Here is a 14,517-nt window from a genome sequence, read left to right on the forward strand (position 1 = left end):
GGTCATAGCCCATCGCCGAAGACCATGGATTACATGCTACTATTGCGCCCTGATTTATCACTCAACTCAGAGCACAAACCATGGCAAAAACAGCATCAGCAGTGCATATCCTTGTTAAAGAAGAGAAACTGGCTCTCGATCTTCTGGAACAAATCAAAAATGGCGCCGATTTTGGTAAACTGGCGAAGAAACACTCTATCTGCCCGTCGGGCAAACGCGGCGGCGATTTAGGCGAATTCCGTCAGGGCCAGATGGTTCCGGCGTTTGATAAAGTGGTGTTCTCCTGCCCGGTGCTGGAGCCAACCGGCCCACTGCACACTCAGTTCGGTTATCACATCATTAAAGTGCTGTACCGTAACTAATAAAAAGCCCGGTGTGTTCAACCACCGGGCTTTTTTTTGCCGAATTGCAGCCTCTTAGCCAGCTACAGCAATACGTTTCATATCAGTCATATAGCCACGCAGTTTCTGGCCCACTTTCTCGATAGCATGGCTGCGAATAGCATCGTTTACGTCGCGCAGCTGCGCGTTGTCTACCGCACCTTCGGCAATCGCTTTGCCCAGATCCCCGGTTTGCAGGGTAGTCATGAACTCTTTCAGCAGCGGTACGCACGCGTAAGAGAACAGGTAGTTACCGTATTCTGCGGTATCGGAAATGACAACGTTCATTTCGTACAGGCGCTTACGGGCGATGGTGTTCGCGATCAGCGGCAGTTCGTGCAGTGATTCGTAGTAAGCAGACTCTTCGATGATGCCGGAATCCACCATGGTTTCAAACGCCAGCTCAACGCCAGCCTTCACCATCGCGATCATCAGCACGCCTTTATCGAAGTACTCCTGCTCGCCAATTTTACCTTCAAACTGCGGCGCGGTTTCGAACGCGGTTTTGCCGGTCTCTTCACGCCAGGTCAGCAGTTTCTTATCGTCGTTGGCCCAGTCAGCCATCATGCCTGAAGAGAATTCGCCGGAGATGATGTCATCCATGTGTTTCTGGAACAGCGGCGCCATGATCTCTTTCAGCTGTTCGGACAGCGCATAAGCACGCAGTTTCGCTGGGTTAGACAGACGATCCATCATCAGGGTGATACCGCCCTGCTTCAGCGCTTCGGTGATGGTTTCCCAGCCGAACTGAATCAGTTTTTCGGCGTAAGCCGGGTCAGTACCCTCTTCCACCAGCTTGTCGAAGCACAGCAGAGAGCCTGCCTGCAGCATACCGCACAGAATTGTCTGCTCGCCCATCAGGTCAGATTTCACTTCCGCAACGAAGGACGATTCCAGCACGCCTGCACGGTGACCGCCAGTGGCCGCAGCCCATGCTTTGGCAATCGCCATGCCTTCGCCTTTCGGATCGTTTTCCGGGTGAACGGCGATCAGGGTGGGAACACCAAAACCACGTTTGTACTCTTCACGCACTTCGGTACCCGGACACTTCGGCGCAACCATCACCACAGTGATATCTTTACGGATCTGCTCGCCCACTTCGACGATGTTGAAACCGTGGGAGTAGCCCAGCGCCGCGCCGTCTTTCATCAGCGGCTGTACGGAACGTACAACGTCGGAGTGCTGTTTGTCCGGGGTCAGGTTAACCACCAGATCAGCCTGCGGGATCAGCTCTTCGTAGGTACCTACTTTGAAGCCATTTTCGGTCGCTTTGCGCCAGGAAGCGCGCTTCTCAGCAATCGCTTCTTTACGCAGGGCGTAGGAGATATCCAAACCGGAGTCGCGCATGTTCAGGCCTTGGTTAAGCCCCTGAGCACCGCACCCGACGATGACCACTTTTTTACCCTGAAGGTAGCTTGCGCCATCGGCGAATTCGTCGCGCCCCATAAAGCGACATTTGCCCAGCTGCGCCAGCTGCTGGCGCAGGTTCAGTGTATTAAAGTAGTTAGCCATGGTGATACCTCGTGATGTTGTACTGTCTTATTGTTCGGTTCGCGTTTCAGCGAGAATGAACCCACATTACAACAGGAAATTTATTGCGGAAATTGATATATTCACAACATCACATTGCAATATCTGCAACGTAGAAAATCGGAGGCTCGTCCGTGGATTTACGCGATCTGAAAATGTTCCTGCATCTGGCGGAAAGCCGCCACTTTGGCCGCAGTGCGCGGGCAATGCACGTCAGCCCCTCCACACTCTCACGCCAGATCCAACGGCTGGAAGAAGATCTCGGCCAGGCGCTGTTTGTGCGCGATAACCGTACGGTCACGCTGACCGAAGCAGGCGAAGAGCTGCGAGTGTTTGCCCAGCAGACGCTGTTGCAGTATCAACAATTGCGCCACACCCTCGATCAGCAGGGACCGTCGCTGTCGGGCGAGCTGCATATCTTCTGCTCGGTTACCGCCGCCTACAGCCACCTGCCGCCAATTCTCGACCGCTTTCGCGCCGAGCACCCCTCGGTTGAAATTAAGCTCACCACCGGCGATGCCGCTGACGCAATGGACAAAGTGGTCACCGGAGAGGCCGATCTGGCAATAGCGGGTAAGCCGGAGACGCTGCCCGGCGCAGTAGCATTCTCGATGCTGGAGAATTTAACGGTAGTGTTGATCGCACCAGCATTGCCTTGCCCGGTACGGAATCAGGTTTCGGTCGATAAGCCGGACTGGTCGACGGTGCCGTTTATCATGGCCGACCAGGGGCCGGTACGCCGCCGCATCGAGTTGTGGTTCCGCCGTCACAAAATCAGCAACCCATCGATTTACGCCACGGTCGGGGGGCACGAAGCGATGGTCTCGATGGTGGCGCTGGGCTGCGGTGTGGCGCTGCTGCCGGAAGTGGTGCTGGAAAACAGCCCGGAGCCGGTACGGAATCGCGTGATGATTTTAGAACGCAGCGACGAAAAAACACCGTTCGAGCTAGGCGTCTGCGCGCCGAAAAAACGGCTGCATGAGCCGCTGATCGACGCGTTCTGGAAGATTGTTCTGGAGCGCAAATCCGCCGAGTAGTACCAGCGTCAGGCCTAAAATCAGTGGTAGATTCAGTATTGGCACTCCTTTTCTGTATAATGTCCCGTGCCATAATAGATGTGGGGGGCTTGTTAACCATCACGTTTAGCAAGCCAGAACAGACGGTGTCATTGCGCACTTGACAGCGAAAATACAAACTTAATTAGCCATCATTATGATAATCAAACCAAAAATTCGTGGATTCATCTGTACAACGACCCATCCGACTGGCTGCAAAGTCAATGTGGAAAAACAGATCGATTATGTGAAGAAAAACGGGAAAATCGCTAACGGCCCTTCCCGCGTGCTGGTCATCGGTGCTTCCACCGGTTACGGCCTTGCTTCCAGAATTTCCGCCGCGTTTGGCAGCGGAGCCGCCACTATCGGCGTATTTTTCGAAAAACCAGGCACGGAAACCAAGCCAGGTTCCGCGGGCTGGTATAACTCTGCAGCCTTCGATGAGGCCGCAAAACGCGAAGGTCTGTATTCCAAAAGCATCAACGGCGACGCGTTCTCCGACGAGTGTCGCGACGAAGTTATCAAACTGATCAAAGAAGACCTGGGTCAGATTGACCTGGTGGTTTACTCACTGGCATCTCCGGTACGTAAAATGCCGAAAACCGGTGAAATCGTCCGTTCTGCGCTGAAGCCAATCGGTGAGGTTTATACCTCTAAAGCGATCGATACCAACAAAGATCAGATCATAACCGCCAGCATTGAGCCGGCAACCGAAGAAGAAGTTCAGAACACCGTCACCGTTATGGGCGGCGAAGACTGGGAACTGTGGATGGGCGCGCTGAGTGAAGCAGGCGTGCTGGCTGACGGCGTGAAAACCGTTGCCTACTCCTACATCGGTACTGACCTGACCTGGCCAATCTACTGGCACGGCGCGCTGGGCAAAGCAAAAGAAGATCTCGACCGCGCGGCAGGCGCGCTGCGTAATCAACTGGCTCCGCTGAACGGTTCCGCTAACGTTGCTGTACTGAAATCCGTTATCACGCAGGCCTCTTCTGCGATTCCGGTGATGCCGCTGTACATCTCCATGGTCTTCAAGCTGATGAAAGAACAGGGCATTCATGAAGGCTGCATCGAGCAGATCAACCGTCTGATGACCACCAGCCTGTACGGCGATAAAGTGGCGCTTGATGACAACCAGCGTATCCGTATGGATGACTGGGAACTGCGTGAAGACATTCAGCAGGCATGCCGCGATCTGTGGCCGCTGATCACCACCGAAAACCTGGCGCAAAAAACGGACTATGCAGGATACAAGCAGGAATTCCTGAATCTGTTCGGTTTTGGTCTCGACGAAGTGGATTACGATGCGGATGTAAACACCGAAGTCGAATTCGAAGTCATCACGCTGTAATCTGCTGATACAGTTGCAAAAAGGGTTCATGTTTTTACATGAACCCTTTTTTAATGGCTACCACTAACCCGCCAGGAAGAACCTGAACGCCGGGTTATGCGTTTCATCATGACAGTCATAACCTAGTTCGTTCAGTCGCGTTTCGAAATCAGGCTCGTGCTCACCCAACTCAAACGCCGCCAGTACGCGACCATAATCGGTTCCGTGACTACGATAGTGGAACAACGAAATATTCCAGTGCGTCCCCAGGGTATGCAGGAATTTGAGCAACGCCCCCGGAGATTCCGGGAATTCGAAGCTGTACAGCCGCTCCTGCAAGGGTTTCGACGGGCGCCCACCGACCATGTAGCGCACGTGCAGCTTCGCCATTTCGTCGTCGGACAAATCCACTACGCTGTAGCCGCCCTCATTAAGCAACTGGAGGATTTCCTTACGCTCTTCCAGCCCACGGCTCAGACGGACGCCAACAAAAATACAGGCGTCTTTCGCATCAGCAAATCGGTAGTTAAACTCGGTAACCGAGCGTCCTCCCAACAGCTGGCAAAACTTCAGGAAGCTACCCTTTTCTTCCGGAATAGTTACTGCCAGCAACGCTTCGCGCTGTTCGCCCAGCTCGCAACGTTCGGAAACGTAGCGCAGGCCATGGAAGTTAACGTTAGCGCCGGAAAGGATATGCGCCAGACGTTCGCCGCGAATATTGTGCTGGGCAATGTACTTTTTCATCCCCGCCAGCGCCAGCGCACCGGATGGTTCAGCCACCGCGCGCACATCCTCGAACAGATCTTTCATTGCCGCGCAGATAGCGTCGCTATCGACAGTGATGATGTCGTCGAGATACTCCTGGCACAAACGGAAGGTTTCGTCGCCGATACGTTTCACCGCCACGCCTTCAGCAAAGAGGCCAACACGCGGAAGATCGACCGGTTGACCGGCATCCAGCGCCGCTTTCAGGCAGGCTGAGTCTTCAGCTTCAACGGCAATCACTTTGATCTGCGGCATCAACTGCTTGATCAGCACCGCCACGCCTGCCGCTAATCCGCCACCGCCCACCGGCACGAATACACGATCAAGGTGGGCATCCTGCTGCAATAACTCCAGTGCCAGTGTGCCCTGCCCGGCAATCACCATCGGATGGTCGAACGGAGGAACCCAGGTAAAACCCTGCTGCTGCGACAGCTCAATCGCTTTGGCTTTGGCTTCATCAAAATTCGCGCCGTGTAACAGTACTTCACCACCGAAACCGCGAACGGCATCGACTTTGATATCGGCGGTAGCCGTAGGCATGACAATCAGCGCCTTCACGCCTAATCGCGCAGAAGAGAAAGCTACACCCTGAGCATGATTACCCGCCGATGCGGTGATTACGCCATGCGCTTTTTGCTCTTCGGTCAGACCGGCCATCATGGCATAGGCACCGCGCAGCTTGAAGCTGTGAACGGGTTGACGGTCTTCGCGCTTCACCAGGATCACGTTGTCGAGGCGCGAAGAGAGTTTTTCCATTTTTTGTAGCGGTGTGACCTGCGCCGCTTCGTATACCGGCGCACGCAGCACTGCTCTGAGGTACTCGGCGCCTTCTGGAGCGCCGGACAGGGGTTGAGAATCCGCCATGGTCATTATCCCCCTAGTTTCGACTTATCGCGCACCGCACCTTTGTCGGCGCTGGTTGCCAGGCTGGCGTAAGCGCGCAGCGCAAAGGAGACCTGACGCTGACGATCTTTTGGCGTCCAGGCTTTGTCACCACGAGCTTCTTGCGCTTCACGGCGCGCAGCGATTTCCGCATCGCTCAGTTGCAGTTGAATGCCACGATTCGGGATATCGATAGCAATCATGTCGCCATCTTCGATAATTGCGATATTACCGCCGCTGGCCGCTTCAGGAGAAACGTGACCAATGGAAAGCCCCGAAGTACCGCCAGAGAAACGACCGTCGGTAATCAGCGCGCAGGCCTTACCGAGACCCATAGATTTCAGGAAGGTGGTTGGGTAGAGCATTTCCTGCATGCCTGGCCCGCCCTTCGGCCCTTCGTAGCGAATCACCACCACGTCGCCGGCAACCACTTTACCGCCGAGGATAGCTTCAACCGCATCGTCCTGGCTTTCATACACTTTTGCCGGGCCGGTGAATTTCAGGATGCTGTCATCCACACCAGCAGTTTTTACGATACAGCCGTTTTCCGCGAAGTTACCGTACAGGACTGCCAGGCCGCCGTCTTTGCTGTAAGCATGTTCCAACGAGCGAATGCAACCTTCTGCGCGGTCATCATCCAGGGTGTCCCAACGACAATCCTGCGAGAACGCCTGGGTGGTACGGATGCCAGCCGGACCTGCGCGGAACATTTTTTTCACCGCGTCGTCTTTGGTCAGCATGACGTCATAACTATCGAGCGTTTGCGGCAGAGTCAGTCCCAGCACGTTTTTCACGTTGCGGTTCAGTAGACCGGCGCGATCCAGCTCGCCTAAAATACCCAGTACGCCGCCCGCGCGGTGCACGTCTTCCATATGGTATTTCTGCGTACTCGGCGCAACTTTACACAGTTGCGGGACTTTGCGGGATAACTTATCAATATCACTCATGGTGAAGTCGATTTCCGCTTCCTGCGCGGCCGCCAGCAGGTGCAGAACGGTGTTGGTGGAACCGCCCATCGCAATATCCAGCGTCATGGCGTTCTCAAACGCCGCCTTGCTGGCAATGTTGCGCGGCAGGGCTGAAGCGTCATCCTGCTCGTAGTAGCGTTTGGTCAGCTCAACGATGCGTTTACCTGCGTTGAGGAACAGCTCTTTACGGTCGGCGTGAGTCGCCAACAGCGAACCGTTACCCGGCTGCGACAGACCCAGCGCTTCGGTCAGGCAGTTCATCGAGTTGGCGGTGAACATCCCGGAGCACGAGCCGCAGGTCGGACAGGCCGAACGTTCAACCTGCTCGCTCTGCGAGTCTGAGACTTTCGGGTCTGCGCCCTGAATCATCGCATCAACCAGATCAAGCTTGATGATTTGGTCAGAGAGCTTGGTTTTCCCGGCTTCCATTGGGCCGCCGGAAACAAAGATCACCGGAATGTTTAGCCGCAGAGAGGCCATTAACATCCCGGGGGTGATTTTATCGCAGTTAGAGATGCAGACCATCGCATCGGCGCAGTGGGCGTTAACCATATATTCCACTGAATCGGCGATCAGCTCACGCGACGGCAGTGAATAAAGCATGCCGCCATGACCCATGGCGATACCATCATCCACGGCGATGGTGTTGAACTCTTTCGCCACGCCGCCTGAGGCTTCGATTTGTTCGGCAACCAGCTTACCGAGATCGCGCAGGTGGACGTGGCCCGGCACAAACTGGGTAAAGGAGTTCACCACAGCGATAATCGGTTTACCGAAGTCATCATCGGTCATCCCGGTGGCGCGCCACAGTGCGCGGGCACCCGCCATATTGCGGCCGTGGGTGGTGGTAGCAGAACGATACTTAGGCATGCTTGATTAACTCCCGTCTGTCTTTCCCCTGCATATTTCACGCCGCAGCTGAGGGCTGCCTCGCTCCCCCCAGTCACCTACTAAAGTAAGCTCCTGGGGCTCGCTGCGTTGCCGTGTTCCTGCAACGTGAACTATTTTGGGGAAATATTAATTTTGTTATTGGTTTACTGAATCCAACCAGCCGTATTTATCTTCCGTTTCACCGGTGAAGAGGCCAAAGAAAGCCTGCTGGATGCGTTTGGTGACCGGACCGCAGCGGCCTTCGCCCACCTGAATACCATCGACGCTGCGTACTGGGGTGATTTCGGCCGCGGTACCGGACATGAACACTTCGTCGGCCAGGTACAGCGATTCACGAGACAGCACCTGCTCACGCACTTCGATATCGAGATCTTTCGCCAACTTAATGATCGCGTCACGGGTGATACCCGGCAGCGCGGAAGAGGTAAACGGCGGGGTAAACAGAATGCCGTCTTTTACTTCAAACAGGTTTTCGCCCGCGCCTTCGGAGATGTAGCCATTCACATCCAGCGCAATGCCTTCCTGGTAGCCATGACGACGCGCTTCACTACCCACCAGCAGCGAAGACAGATAGTTACCACCTGCTTTAGCAGCGGTAGGAATCGTGTTCGGCGCAACGCGGTTCCAGGAAGAAACCATCGCGTCGATCCCCTGCTCCAGCGCTTCAGCACCGAGGTAAGCCCCCCATGGGAACGCGGCGATTATCACATCAGTGGTGTATCCCGCAGGCGGGTTAACGCCCATCCCTACGTCGCCAACAAACACCAGCGGACGGATATAGGCGCTGGTCAGGTTGTTTTTACGAATCACCTCACGGCAAGCTTCCATCAGCTCATCAACGCTCTGAGAAACGGGAAAACGATAGATCTTGGCTGAATCACGCAGACGCTGCATATGTTCGCGATGACGGAACACTACCGGCCCTTTGTGAGAATCGTAGCAACGGATCCCTTCAAATACAGAAGTACCGTAGTGCAGCGCGTGGGACATCACGTGGACCTTCGCGTCTTCCCAACGAATCATCTCGCCATTAGACCAAATGTAATCAGCTTTTTTCGTCGTCATTTTTCTTCCTTTTGCGCTCAGGCGCGGATTTGTTGTGATGTGGTTGTGCTCTGGCAGATAGCAACATGTGCAACATCTACCAGTTTACTTAACTGACTAAACAGTAAGTCGACCGACCGGGGGCTGGCAACGGTCAATTCGATATTTATATTCTGCGCATCGCTGGCGGCTTCCATATTCATGGAGCACACCTGAAAACCACGATGACGTACCACGCGTAAAACACGTTCTAACGTTTCCGGATTGAAACGAGCCTCAACGGCGACCTGATGTTGCATCATGATAATTTCTCCAGCATTTCTGAGTTACTGGCGCCAGGTGGCACCAGAGGCCAGACATTCTCAAGTTCGTCGATTGAGACATGAAGCAAGTATGGCCCCTCGCTGTTCAGCATGGTGTCGAGTGCCGCTTCAACCTGGTCTTTACGGGTGATGTGTTGACCAGGAATGCCGAAGGCTCTGGCCAACATGAGGAAATCGGGGTTATCGGTAAGGGTGGTTTCGCTATAACGTTCCTGGAAAAACAGCTGCTGCCATTGTCGCACCATGCCTAACCGCTGGTTGTCGAGTAAAACTATCTTCAGCGGCAACTGCTTGCGTTTTACGGTGCCCAATTCCTGTACATTCATCATGAAGGAACCGTCACCGGAGATACAGATTACCGTATCATTCGGACGAGCAACCTGCGCGCCAACCGCTGCTGGCAGGCCAAAGCCCATCGTCCCCAGACCGCTCGACGTGATGAAGTTTTCAGGGCGAGTGTAGGTCATATGCTGTGCCGACCACATCTGATGCTGGCCCACATCCGTTGTCACTACGCTATCCGCAGGTTTGCGATCGGATAACTGCTTTAACAACAGTGGCGCATAGATAGCTTCCCCCGGATGGTCGTAGCGCCAGGTATGTTCTGCGCGCAGTTCAGCGCTGTGCTGACGCCATTCGTCAATCTTCATCAATTGCTGTAATGCTGGCAGAAGAGAATTTAAATCCCCCTGCAGCGCCACGTGTGCCTGGCGCAGTTTGTTCATTTCCGCTGGGTCGATATCCATGTGGATTACGCTGGCGTTCGGTGCGAAGGTATTCAGCTTGCCAGTCACCCGGTCATCAAAACGTGCGCCAACCGCAATCAGTAAATCGCACTCTTGCACCGCGAAATTCGCGGCTTTAGTACCGTGCATTCCCAACATGCCCAAATAGTACGGGTAGTCAGCATCTACTGCGCCCAGACCTTTCAGCGTGCAGGCGACCGGCATTTGGGTTACCGCGATAAATTCACGCAGGGCCGGGACCGCCTGCGCCATACCTACGCCACCACCTACGTACAGGATGGGTTTTTGTGCCTGCGCCAGCATATTACGTGCCTGCTCAACGTCAGCGTGCGGAAACGTCTCTACGTTTTCGACGGTCGTAAAATATGGCTCCAGCGAACCGCTGGCTAATTGGATGTCTTTCGGGATATCAACCAGAACCGGACCCGGACGACCGGAATTCGCCACGGCGAAAGCCTCAGCCATGATACGCGGCAGTTCTTCGAGTGACTGTACCAGGAAGCTGTGTTTGGTGCAGGACAGAGACATCCCCAGCACGTCCACTTCCTGGAACGCATCCGTTCCGATGAAAGGTGATGCCACCTGACCGGTGATCGCCACCACTGGAACAGAATCTAACAGCGCATCGGCAAGGCCCGTGATCAGGTTGGTTGCGCCAGGGCCGGAGGTAGCGATACAAACGCCGGTTTTACCGGTCGCACGGGCATAGCCAATCGCCGCCATTGCCGCACCCTGCTCGTGTCGGCACAACAGGTGCTCTACGCCGCCGTCATACAACGCATCGTAAACCGGCATAATTGCGCCACCAGGATAACCAAAGACGGTTTGAACCCCTTGTGCACGCAACGCATGTACCACCCACTGTGCCCCATTCATAGTTACATCCCCGCCGTAAATCTAGAGAAACAGAATTTTATGCTACCGTTCACTTTCTGCTCCTCGTGTATGTTTTTAAGGTCAAAAAAAACCCCCGGACCTTTCGGTGCGGGGGTCTTAGTTCGTTAAGGCTTGTTTTCTAAGCCTTTCCTCGTCCAAGTGCAGCCCCGCACGGTGGGATAATAATCACCACCACGCTAATCACGACCAGGCTAATCACTCGTAGAAGGGCTGTCATTTTTGTATTTTCTTGCATCTTGTTCGAAGGAATACCTAAAGAGTTACCATAGAATTTGCAAATGACACAAGATATTTTTTTATTCGTTTTTCTGACGTCGTTAACGGTTTAGATAAATACCGTTGTTTTTTATACAAAAAAATCAAAAATGAAAATATTTCACGCTTCAGGCGATCCTCGGTAACCCGATCCCCAATACAAACACCATTCAAAAGCATTTGCGGGCGTCATTCCAAGCTTAATGCAAGCAGTTATACGTTGCGCAAAAATACGGGAATCAGCATCTAAAAACCGTAATTATATGAAATCTTGCCGCGATGTATTACGACATAATACTTTTATCAGGAGGAATTATGTCACTATCGATTGTTCACACACGCGCCGCGCTAGGCGTGAATGCGCCAGCCATTACCATCGAGGTACATATCAGCAACGGCCTGCCTGGTTTAACCATGGTGGGGCTGCCCGAAACGACGGTGAAAGAGGCTCGCGATCGGGTACGCAGTGCGATTATTAATAGCGGTTATGAATTCCCAGCAAAGAAGATAACTATAAACCTCGCTCCGGCCGATCTCCCGAAAGAAGGGGGGCGATATGATTTACCTATCGCTGTTGCGCTTCTGGCCGCTTCTGAGCAGCTTACATCCAACAATCTCGACACCTACGAGCTGGTAGGTGAATTAGCGCTTACAGGCGCGCTACGCGGCGTTCCCGGCGCGATATCAAGCGCAACCGAGGCCATTCGTGCAGGCAGGCGAATTATTGTCGCAAAAGAGAATGCCGCTGAAGTTGGACTGATACACGGCGAAGGGTGCCTGATCGCCGATCACCTGCAGACCGTATGCGCATTTCTCGAAGGTAAGCATGATTTAGACAGGCCACCATCCGCAGATTTTACGCCTAACGCATTAGCTGATGATCTGAGCGATGTTATCGGCCAGGAACAGGGTAAACGCGGGCTGGAGCTTACCGCAGCAGGCGGCCACAACCTCTTGCTCATCGGCCCGCCGGGTACGGGAAAGACTATGCTAGCCAGTCGACTCAGAGGGCTGCTCCCTCCACTTAGCAACGATGAAGCGCTGGAAAGTGCCGCGATACTCAGTCTGATCCATTCCGACACGATACAAAAACAGTGGAAGCAACGCCCTTTTCGCTCGCCACATCACAGTGCTTCATTAACCGCCATGGTCGGTGGAGGCTCTATTCCTGCGCCAGGAGAGATCTCTTTGGCGCACAACGGCATACTGTTTCTGGATGAACTACCCGAGTTTGAGCGGCGCACGCTGGATGCACTGCGCGAACCCATCGAGTCCGGGCAGATCCATCTATCCCGCACCAGAGCAAAAATAACCTATCCCGCACGCTTTCAACTCATAGCTGCGATGAATCCAAGCCCGACGGGCCATTATCAGGGGAACCATAACCGCTGTACCCCAGAACAGACGCTGCGCTACCTAAATCGATTGTCAGGTCCATTTCTTGACCGCTTCGACCTCTCCCTCGAAATTCCCTTACCTCCGCCCGGTATACTCAGCCAGAGCGCGATGAAAGGGGAAAATAGCGCAACGGTGAAGCAACGTGTTATGGCAGCGCGAGAGCGTCAGTATCAGCGGCAAAATAAATTAAACGCACATCTGGACAGTCAGGATATCCATAAATACTGCCTGCTGCGTAGCGACGATGCACAGTGGCTTGAAGAAACGCTCGCTCATCTCGGATTGTCTATCCGCGCCTGGCTACGCCTGATTAAGGTCGCTCGAACGATTGCGGATATCGAACTATGTGATCACATCTCTCGCCAACATTTACAGGAGGCCGTTGGGTACCGAGCGATAGACAGGTTACTCATTCATCTGCAGAAACTACTGACATAAAAAAAGGGCTTTCGCCCTTTTTTATTAATCATCAGATTCGGTGTAGTCTTCTGCGCCTTCCACCTGAGGTTTCCCACCCGATAAGGTGTGGAAGCGTTTTGGACGCTTAATACGCGTCATATATTTAGACCACACACGTTCAGCTTCGGTAACCGGCTCACGTTCACCACGGCATACCGCAACAAACAGTTTTTCTTCTTCAGTTACCGGCTCACGCTTGCCCAGATCCAGCTCGTTGAAAGCATAACCGTGACGCTCAAGCAGTTGTGCTTCTTTAATGGTGAAATCACCATGACGGGAGAATCCGCGGGGATAATATTTATTATCGAAATATCGATTAGTCGTCGTAAAGCTTTCCGCCATCCTGCACGCTCCTAATTCTTTGGCCGAGCTATTTATGGCGCGGAGTATTAGTTACGCTTGACAGAGCGTCAAACAAAAGATTTAAATCATAACGACAAATAATTTTATGGAGCGAGTTGTGGATACGGAATTGTTAAAAACTTTCCTGGAAGTTAGCCGGACACGCCACTTTGGCAGGGCTGCTGAAGCACTCTACCTGACCCAATCAGCGGTTAGTTTCCGGATCAGACAACTGGAAAATCAATTGGGTGTAAACCTGTTCACCCGACACAGAAACAATATCCGTTTAACCGCTGCAGGTGAAAAATTATTGCCTTACGCCGAAACGTTGATGAATACGTGGCAGGCAGCACGTAAGGAAGTCGCGAATACCTCGCGGCATAACGAGTTTTCTATCGGTGCCAGCGCATCTCTCTGGGAGTGCATGCTTAATGACTGGTTGAAGCGTTTGTATCAATCTCAGGAGCCACAATCCAGCCTGCAGTTTGAAGCGAGGATCGCTCAACGCCAATCGTTAGTAAAACAGCTTCATGAACGACAGCTTGATCTACTGATTACTACCGAAACACCCAAAATGGACGAATTTAGCAGCCAACTGTTGGGATATTTCACGCTGGCGCTCTATTGCAGCTCTCCGTCGCAAACCAAAGATGAGCTGAATTATTTACGCCTGGAATGGGGACCCGATTTTCAACAACACGAAGCGGGACTAATAGCGGGAGATGAAGTGCCGGTACTCACCACCAGTTCGGCAGAATTGGCCAGGCAGCAACTTTCAGTGATTAAGGGCTTTAGCTGGCTTCCCGTCAACTGGGCCAAAACCAAAAGCGATCTCCATACGGTTACCGACAGTACAACGCTTTCACGTCCTTTATATGCAGTTTGGCTGCAAAACAGCGATAAAAATGGACTAATTTGCGATCTGCTGAGAACAAATATTCTGGAAAATTAAAGAAAATATAGGCAAGGATGCCGGGAGTAAAACAGCAGGAAGGCACAATTCAAATTGCAGGTAAAAAAAATCCTTAGCAAAAATGCTAAGGATTATTTCTGGCAGGGGCGGAGAGACTCGAACTCGCGACACCCGGTTTTGGAGACCGGTGCTCTACCAACTGAGCTACGCCCCTAAATTTTCTTATCATTAAGCCTGCTTGGTAGCAGGCTTAATATTCTAATAAGTGGCGGAACGGACGGGACTCGAACCCGCGACCCCCTGCGTGACAGGCAGGTATTCTAACCAACTGAACTACCG

Annotated in this window: 13 protein-coding genes and 1 tRNA gene; 5 read left to right on the forward strand and 9 right to left on the reverse strand. The window is 53.2% G+C overall.

Translation table 11 applies throughout. The features are described 5' to 3' along the window. The first annotated feature begins 80 nt into the window (after positions 1–80). Entirely contained in the window at positions 81–362 is a 282-nt protein-coding gene (gene ppiC, locus OGV65_RS10200; RefSeq protein ID WP_016155104.1) for a peptidylprolyl isomerase PpiC, read from the forward strand. Between the two features lie 54 nt (positions 363–416). Here ppiC and ilvC read toward each other — a convergent pair whose 3' ends face one another. Next, on the reverse strand, positions 417–1,892 hold the full coding sequence (gene ilvC, locus OGV65_RS10205; protein WP_003844614.1) for a ketol-acid reductoisomerase: 1,476 nt from the start codon (positions 1,890–1,892) through the stop codon (positions 417–419). Positions 1,893–2,044: 152 nt separating this feature from the next. Between ilvC and ilvY the strand changes: the two genes are divergently transcribed. Then, positions 2,045–2,947, forward strand: a complete 903-nt coding sequence (ilvY, locus tag OGV65_RS10210; RefSeq protein ID WP_016155102.1) for an HTH-type transcriptional activator IlvY — start codon at positions 2,045–2,047, stop codon at positions 2,945–2,947. A gap of 175 nt (positions 2,948–3,122) precedes the next feature. Continuing rightward, a complete protein-coding gene (gene fabV, locus OGV65_RS10215) occupies positions 3,123–4,316 on the forward strand; it encodes an enoyl-ACP reductase FabV (RefSeq protein WP_016155101.1) in 1,194 nt (397 codons plus the stop codon). Between the two features lie 63 nt (positions 4,317–4,379). Here fabV and ilvA read toward each other — a convergent pair whose 3' ends face one another. The 6 genes from ilvA to ilvL form a co-directional block, all read right to left on the reverse strand. Continuing rightward, a complete protein-coding gene (gene ilvA, locus OGV65_RS10220; protein WP_016157833.1) occupies positions 4,380–5,924 on the reverse strand; it encodes a threonine ammonia-lyase, biosynthetic in 1,545 nt (514 codons plus the stop codon). Positions 5,925–5,929: 5 nt separating this feature from the next. Next, complete coding sequence (gene ilvD / locus OGV65_RS10225) at positions 5,930–7,780, reverse strand: dihydroxy-acid dehydratase (protein WP_049043201.1); 1,851 nt, start codon at positions 7,778–7,780, stop codon at positions 5,930–5,932. 156 nt (positions 7,781–7,936) lie between these two features. Continuing rightward, positions 7,937–8,866: a branched-chain amino acid transaminase gene (locus OGV65_RS10230; RefSeq protein ID WP_003829030.1), complete on the reverse strand. Its 930-nt coding sequence runs from the start codon at positions 8,864–8,866 to the stop codon at positions 7,937–7,939. A 17-nt stretch (positions 8,867–8,883) separates the two neighbouring features. Continuing rightward, a complete protein-coding gene (ilvM, locus tag OGV65_RS10235; protein ID WP_003018017.1) occupies positions 8,884–9,147 on the reverse strand; it encodes an acetolactate synthase 2 small subunit in 264 nt (87 codons plus the stop codon). Continuing rightward, positions 9,144–10,790, reverse strand: coding sequence for an acetolactate synthase 2 catalytic subunit (gene ilvG / locus OGV65_RS10240; protein WP_235117462.1), 1,647 nt, complete (start codon positions 10,788–10,790; stop codon positions 9,144–9,146). The genes ilvM and ilvG overlap by 4 nt, the downstream gene beginning before the upstream one ends. A 139-nt stretch (positions 10,791–10,929) precedes the next feature. Further along, positions 10,930–11,028 (reverse strand): ilv operon leader peptide, encoded by a 99-nt coding sequence (gene ilvL, locus OGV65_RS10245; RefSeq protein ID WP_001311244.1) that lies wholly within the window; start codon positions 11,026–11,028, stop codon positions 10,930–10,932. Between the two features lie 353 nt (positions 11,029–11,381). On the opposite strand from ilvL, the gene OGV65_RS10250 reads away from it, so the two are divergent. Beyond that, positions 11,382–12,902, forward strand: a complete 1,521-nt coding sequence (locus tag OGV65_RS10250) for a YifB family Mg chelatase-like AAA ATPase (RefSeq protein ID WP_286454909.1) — start codon at positions 11,382–11,384, stop codon at positions 12,900–12,902. Between the two features lie 24 nt (positions 12,903–12,926). On the opposite strand, the gene maoP is transcribed toward OGV65_RS10250, so the two are convergent. Further along, positions 12,927–13,265 carry a macrodomain Ori organization protein MaoP gene (gene maoP / locus OGV65_RS10255; protein ID WP_003018025.1) on the reverse strand — a complete coding sequence of 113 codons (339 nt, stop codon included), beginning with the start codon at positions 13,263–13,265 and terminating at the stop codon, positions 12,927–12,929. Between the two features lie 106 nt (positions 13,266–13,371). Between maoP and hdfR the strand changes: the two genes are divergently transcribed. After that, complete coding sequence (hdfR, locus tag OGV65_RS10260; RefSeq protein ID WP_094761725.1) at positions 13,372–14,217, forward strand: HTH-type transcriptional regulator HdfR; 846 nt, start codon at positions 13,372–13,374, stop codon at positions 14,215–14,217. Positions 14,218–14,316: 99 nt separating this feature from the next. Here the strand turns inward: hdfR and OGV65_RS10265 are convergent. Beyond that, a tRNA-Trp gene (locus tag OGV65_RS10265) sits at positions 14,317–14,392 on the reverse strand. Positions 14,393–14,517: the final 125 nt, after the last annotated feature.

This window comes from Citrobacter sp. Cb004 (genome assembly GCF_030337065.1).
Taxonomy (GTDB): domain Bacteria; phylum Pseudomonadota; class Gammaproteobacteria; order Enterobacterales; family Enterobacteriaceae; genus Citrobacter; species Citrobacter braakii.

What these genes read in the sequence shown, in the direction of transcription:
- ppiC (WP_016155104.1), top strand. Translation starts at nt 81, where the DNA reads ATGGCAAAAACAGCATCAGCAGTGCATATCCTTGTTAAAGAAGAGAAA.
- ilvC (WP_003844614.1), bottom strand. Translation starts at nt 1,892, where the DNA reads ATGGCTAACTACTTTAATACACTGAACCTGCGCCAGCAGCTGGCGCAG.
- fabV (WP_016155101.1), top strand. Translation starts at nt 3,123, where the DNA reads ATGATAATCAAACCAAAAATTCGTGGATTCATCTGTACAACGACCCAT.
- ilvA (WP_016157833.1), bottom strand. Translation starts at nt 5,924, where the DNA reads ATGGCGGATTCTCAACCCCTGTCCGGCGCTCCAGAAGGCGCCGAGTAC.
- ilvD (WP_049043201.1), bottom strand. Translation starts at nt 7,780, where the DNA reads ATGCCTAAGTATCGTTCTGCTACCACCACCCACGGCCGCAATATGGCG.
- OGV65_RS10230 (WP_003829030.1), bottom strand. Translation starts at nt 8,866, where the DNA reads ATGACGACGAAAAAAGCTGATTACATTTGGTCTAATGGCGAGATGATT.
- ilvM (WP_003018017.1), bottom strand. Translation starts at nt 9,147, where the DNA reads ATGATGCAACATCAGGTCGCCGTTGAGGCTCGTTTCAATCCGGAAACG.
- ilvG (WP_235117462.1), bottom strand. Translation starts at nt 10,790, where the DNA reads ATGAATGGGGCACAGTGGGTGGTACATGCGTTGCGTGCACAAGGGGTT.
- ilvL (WP_001311244.1), bottom strand. Translation starts at nt 11,028, where the DNA reads ATGACAGCCCTTCTACGAGTGATTAGCCTGGTCGTGATTAGCGTGGTG.
- OGV65_RS10250 (WP_286454909.1), top strand. Translation starts at nt 11,382, where the DNA reads ATGTCACTATCGATTGTTCACACACGCGCCGCGCTAGGCGTGAATGCG.
- maoP (WP_003018025.1), bottom strand. Translation starts at nt 13,265, where the DNA reads ATGGCGGAAAGCTTTACGACGACTAATCGATATTTCGATAATAAATAT.
- hdfR (WP_094761725.1), top strand. Translation starts at nt 13,372, where the DNA reads ATGGAGCGAGTTGTGGATACGGAATTGTTAAAAACTTTCCTGGAAGTT.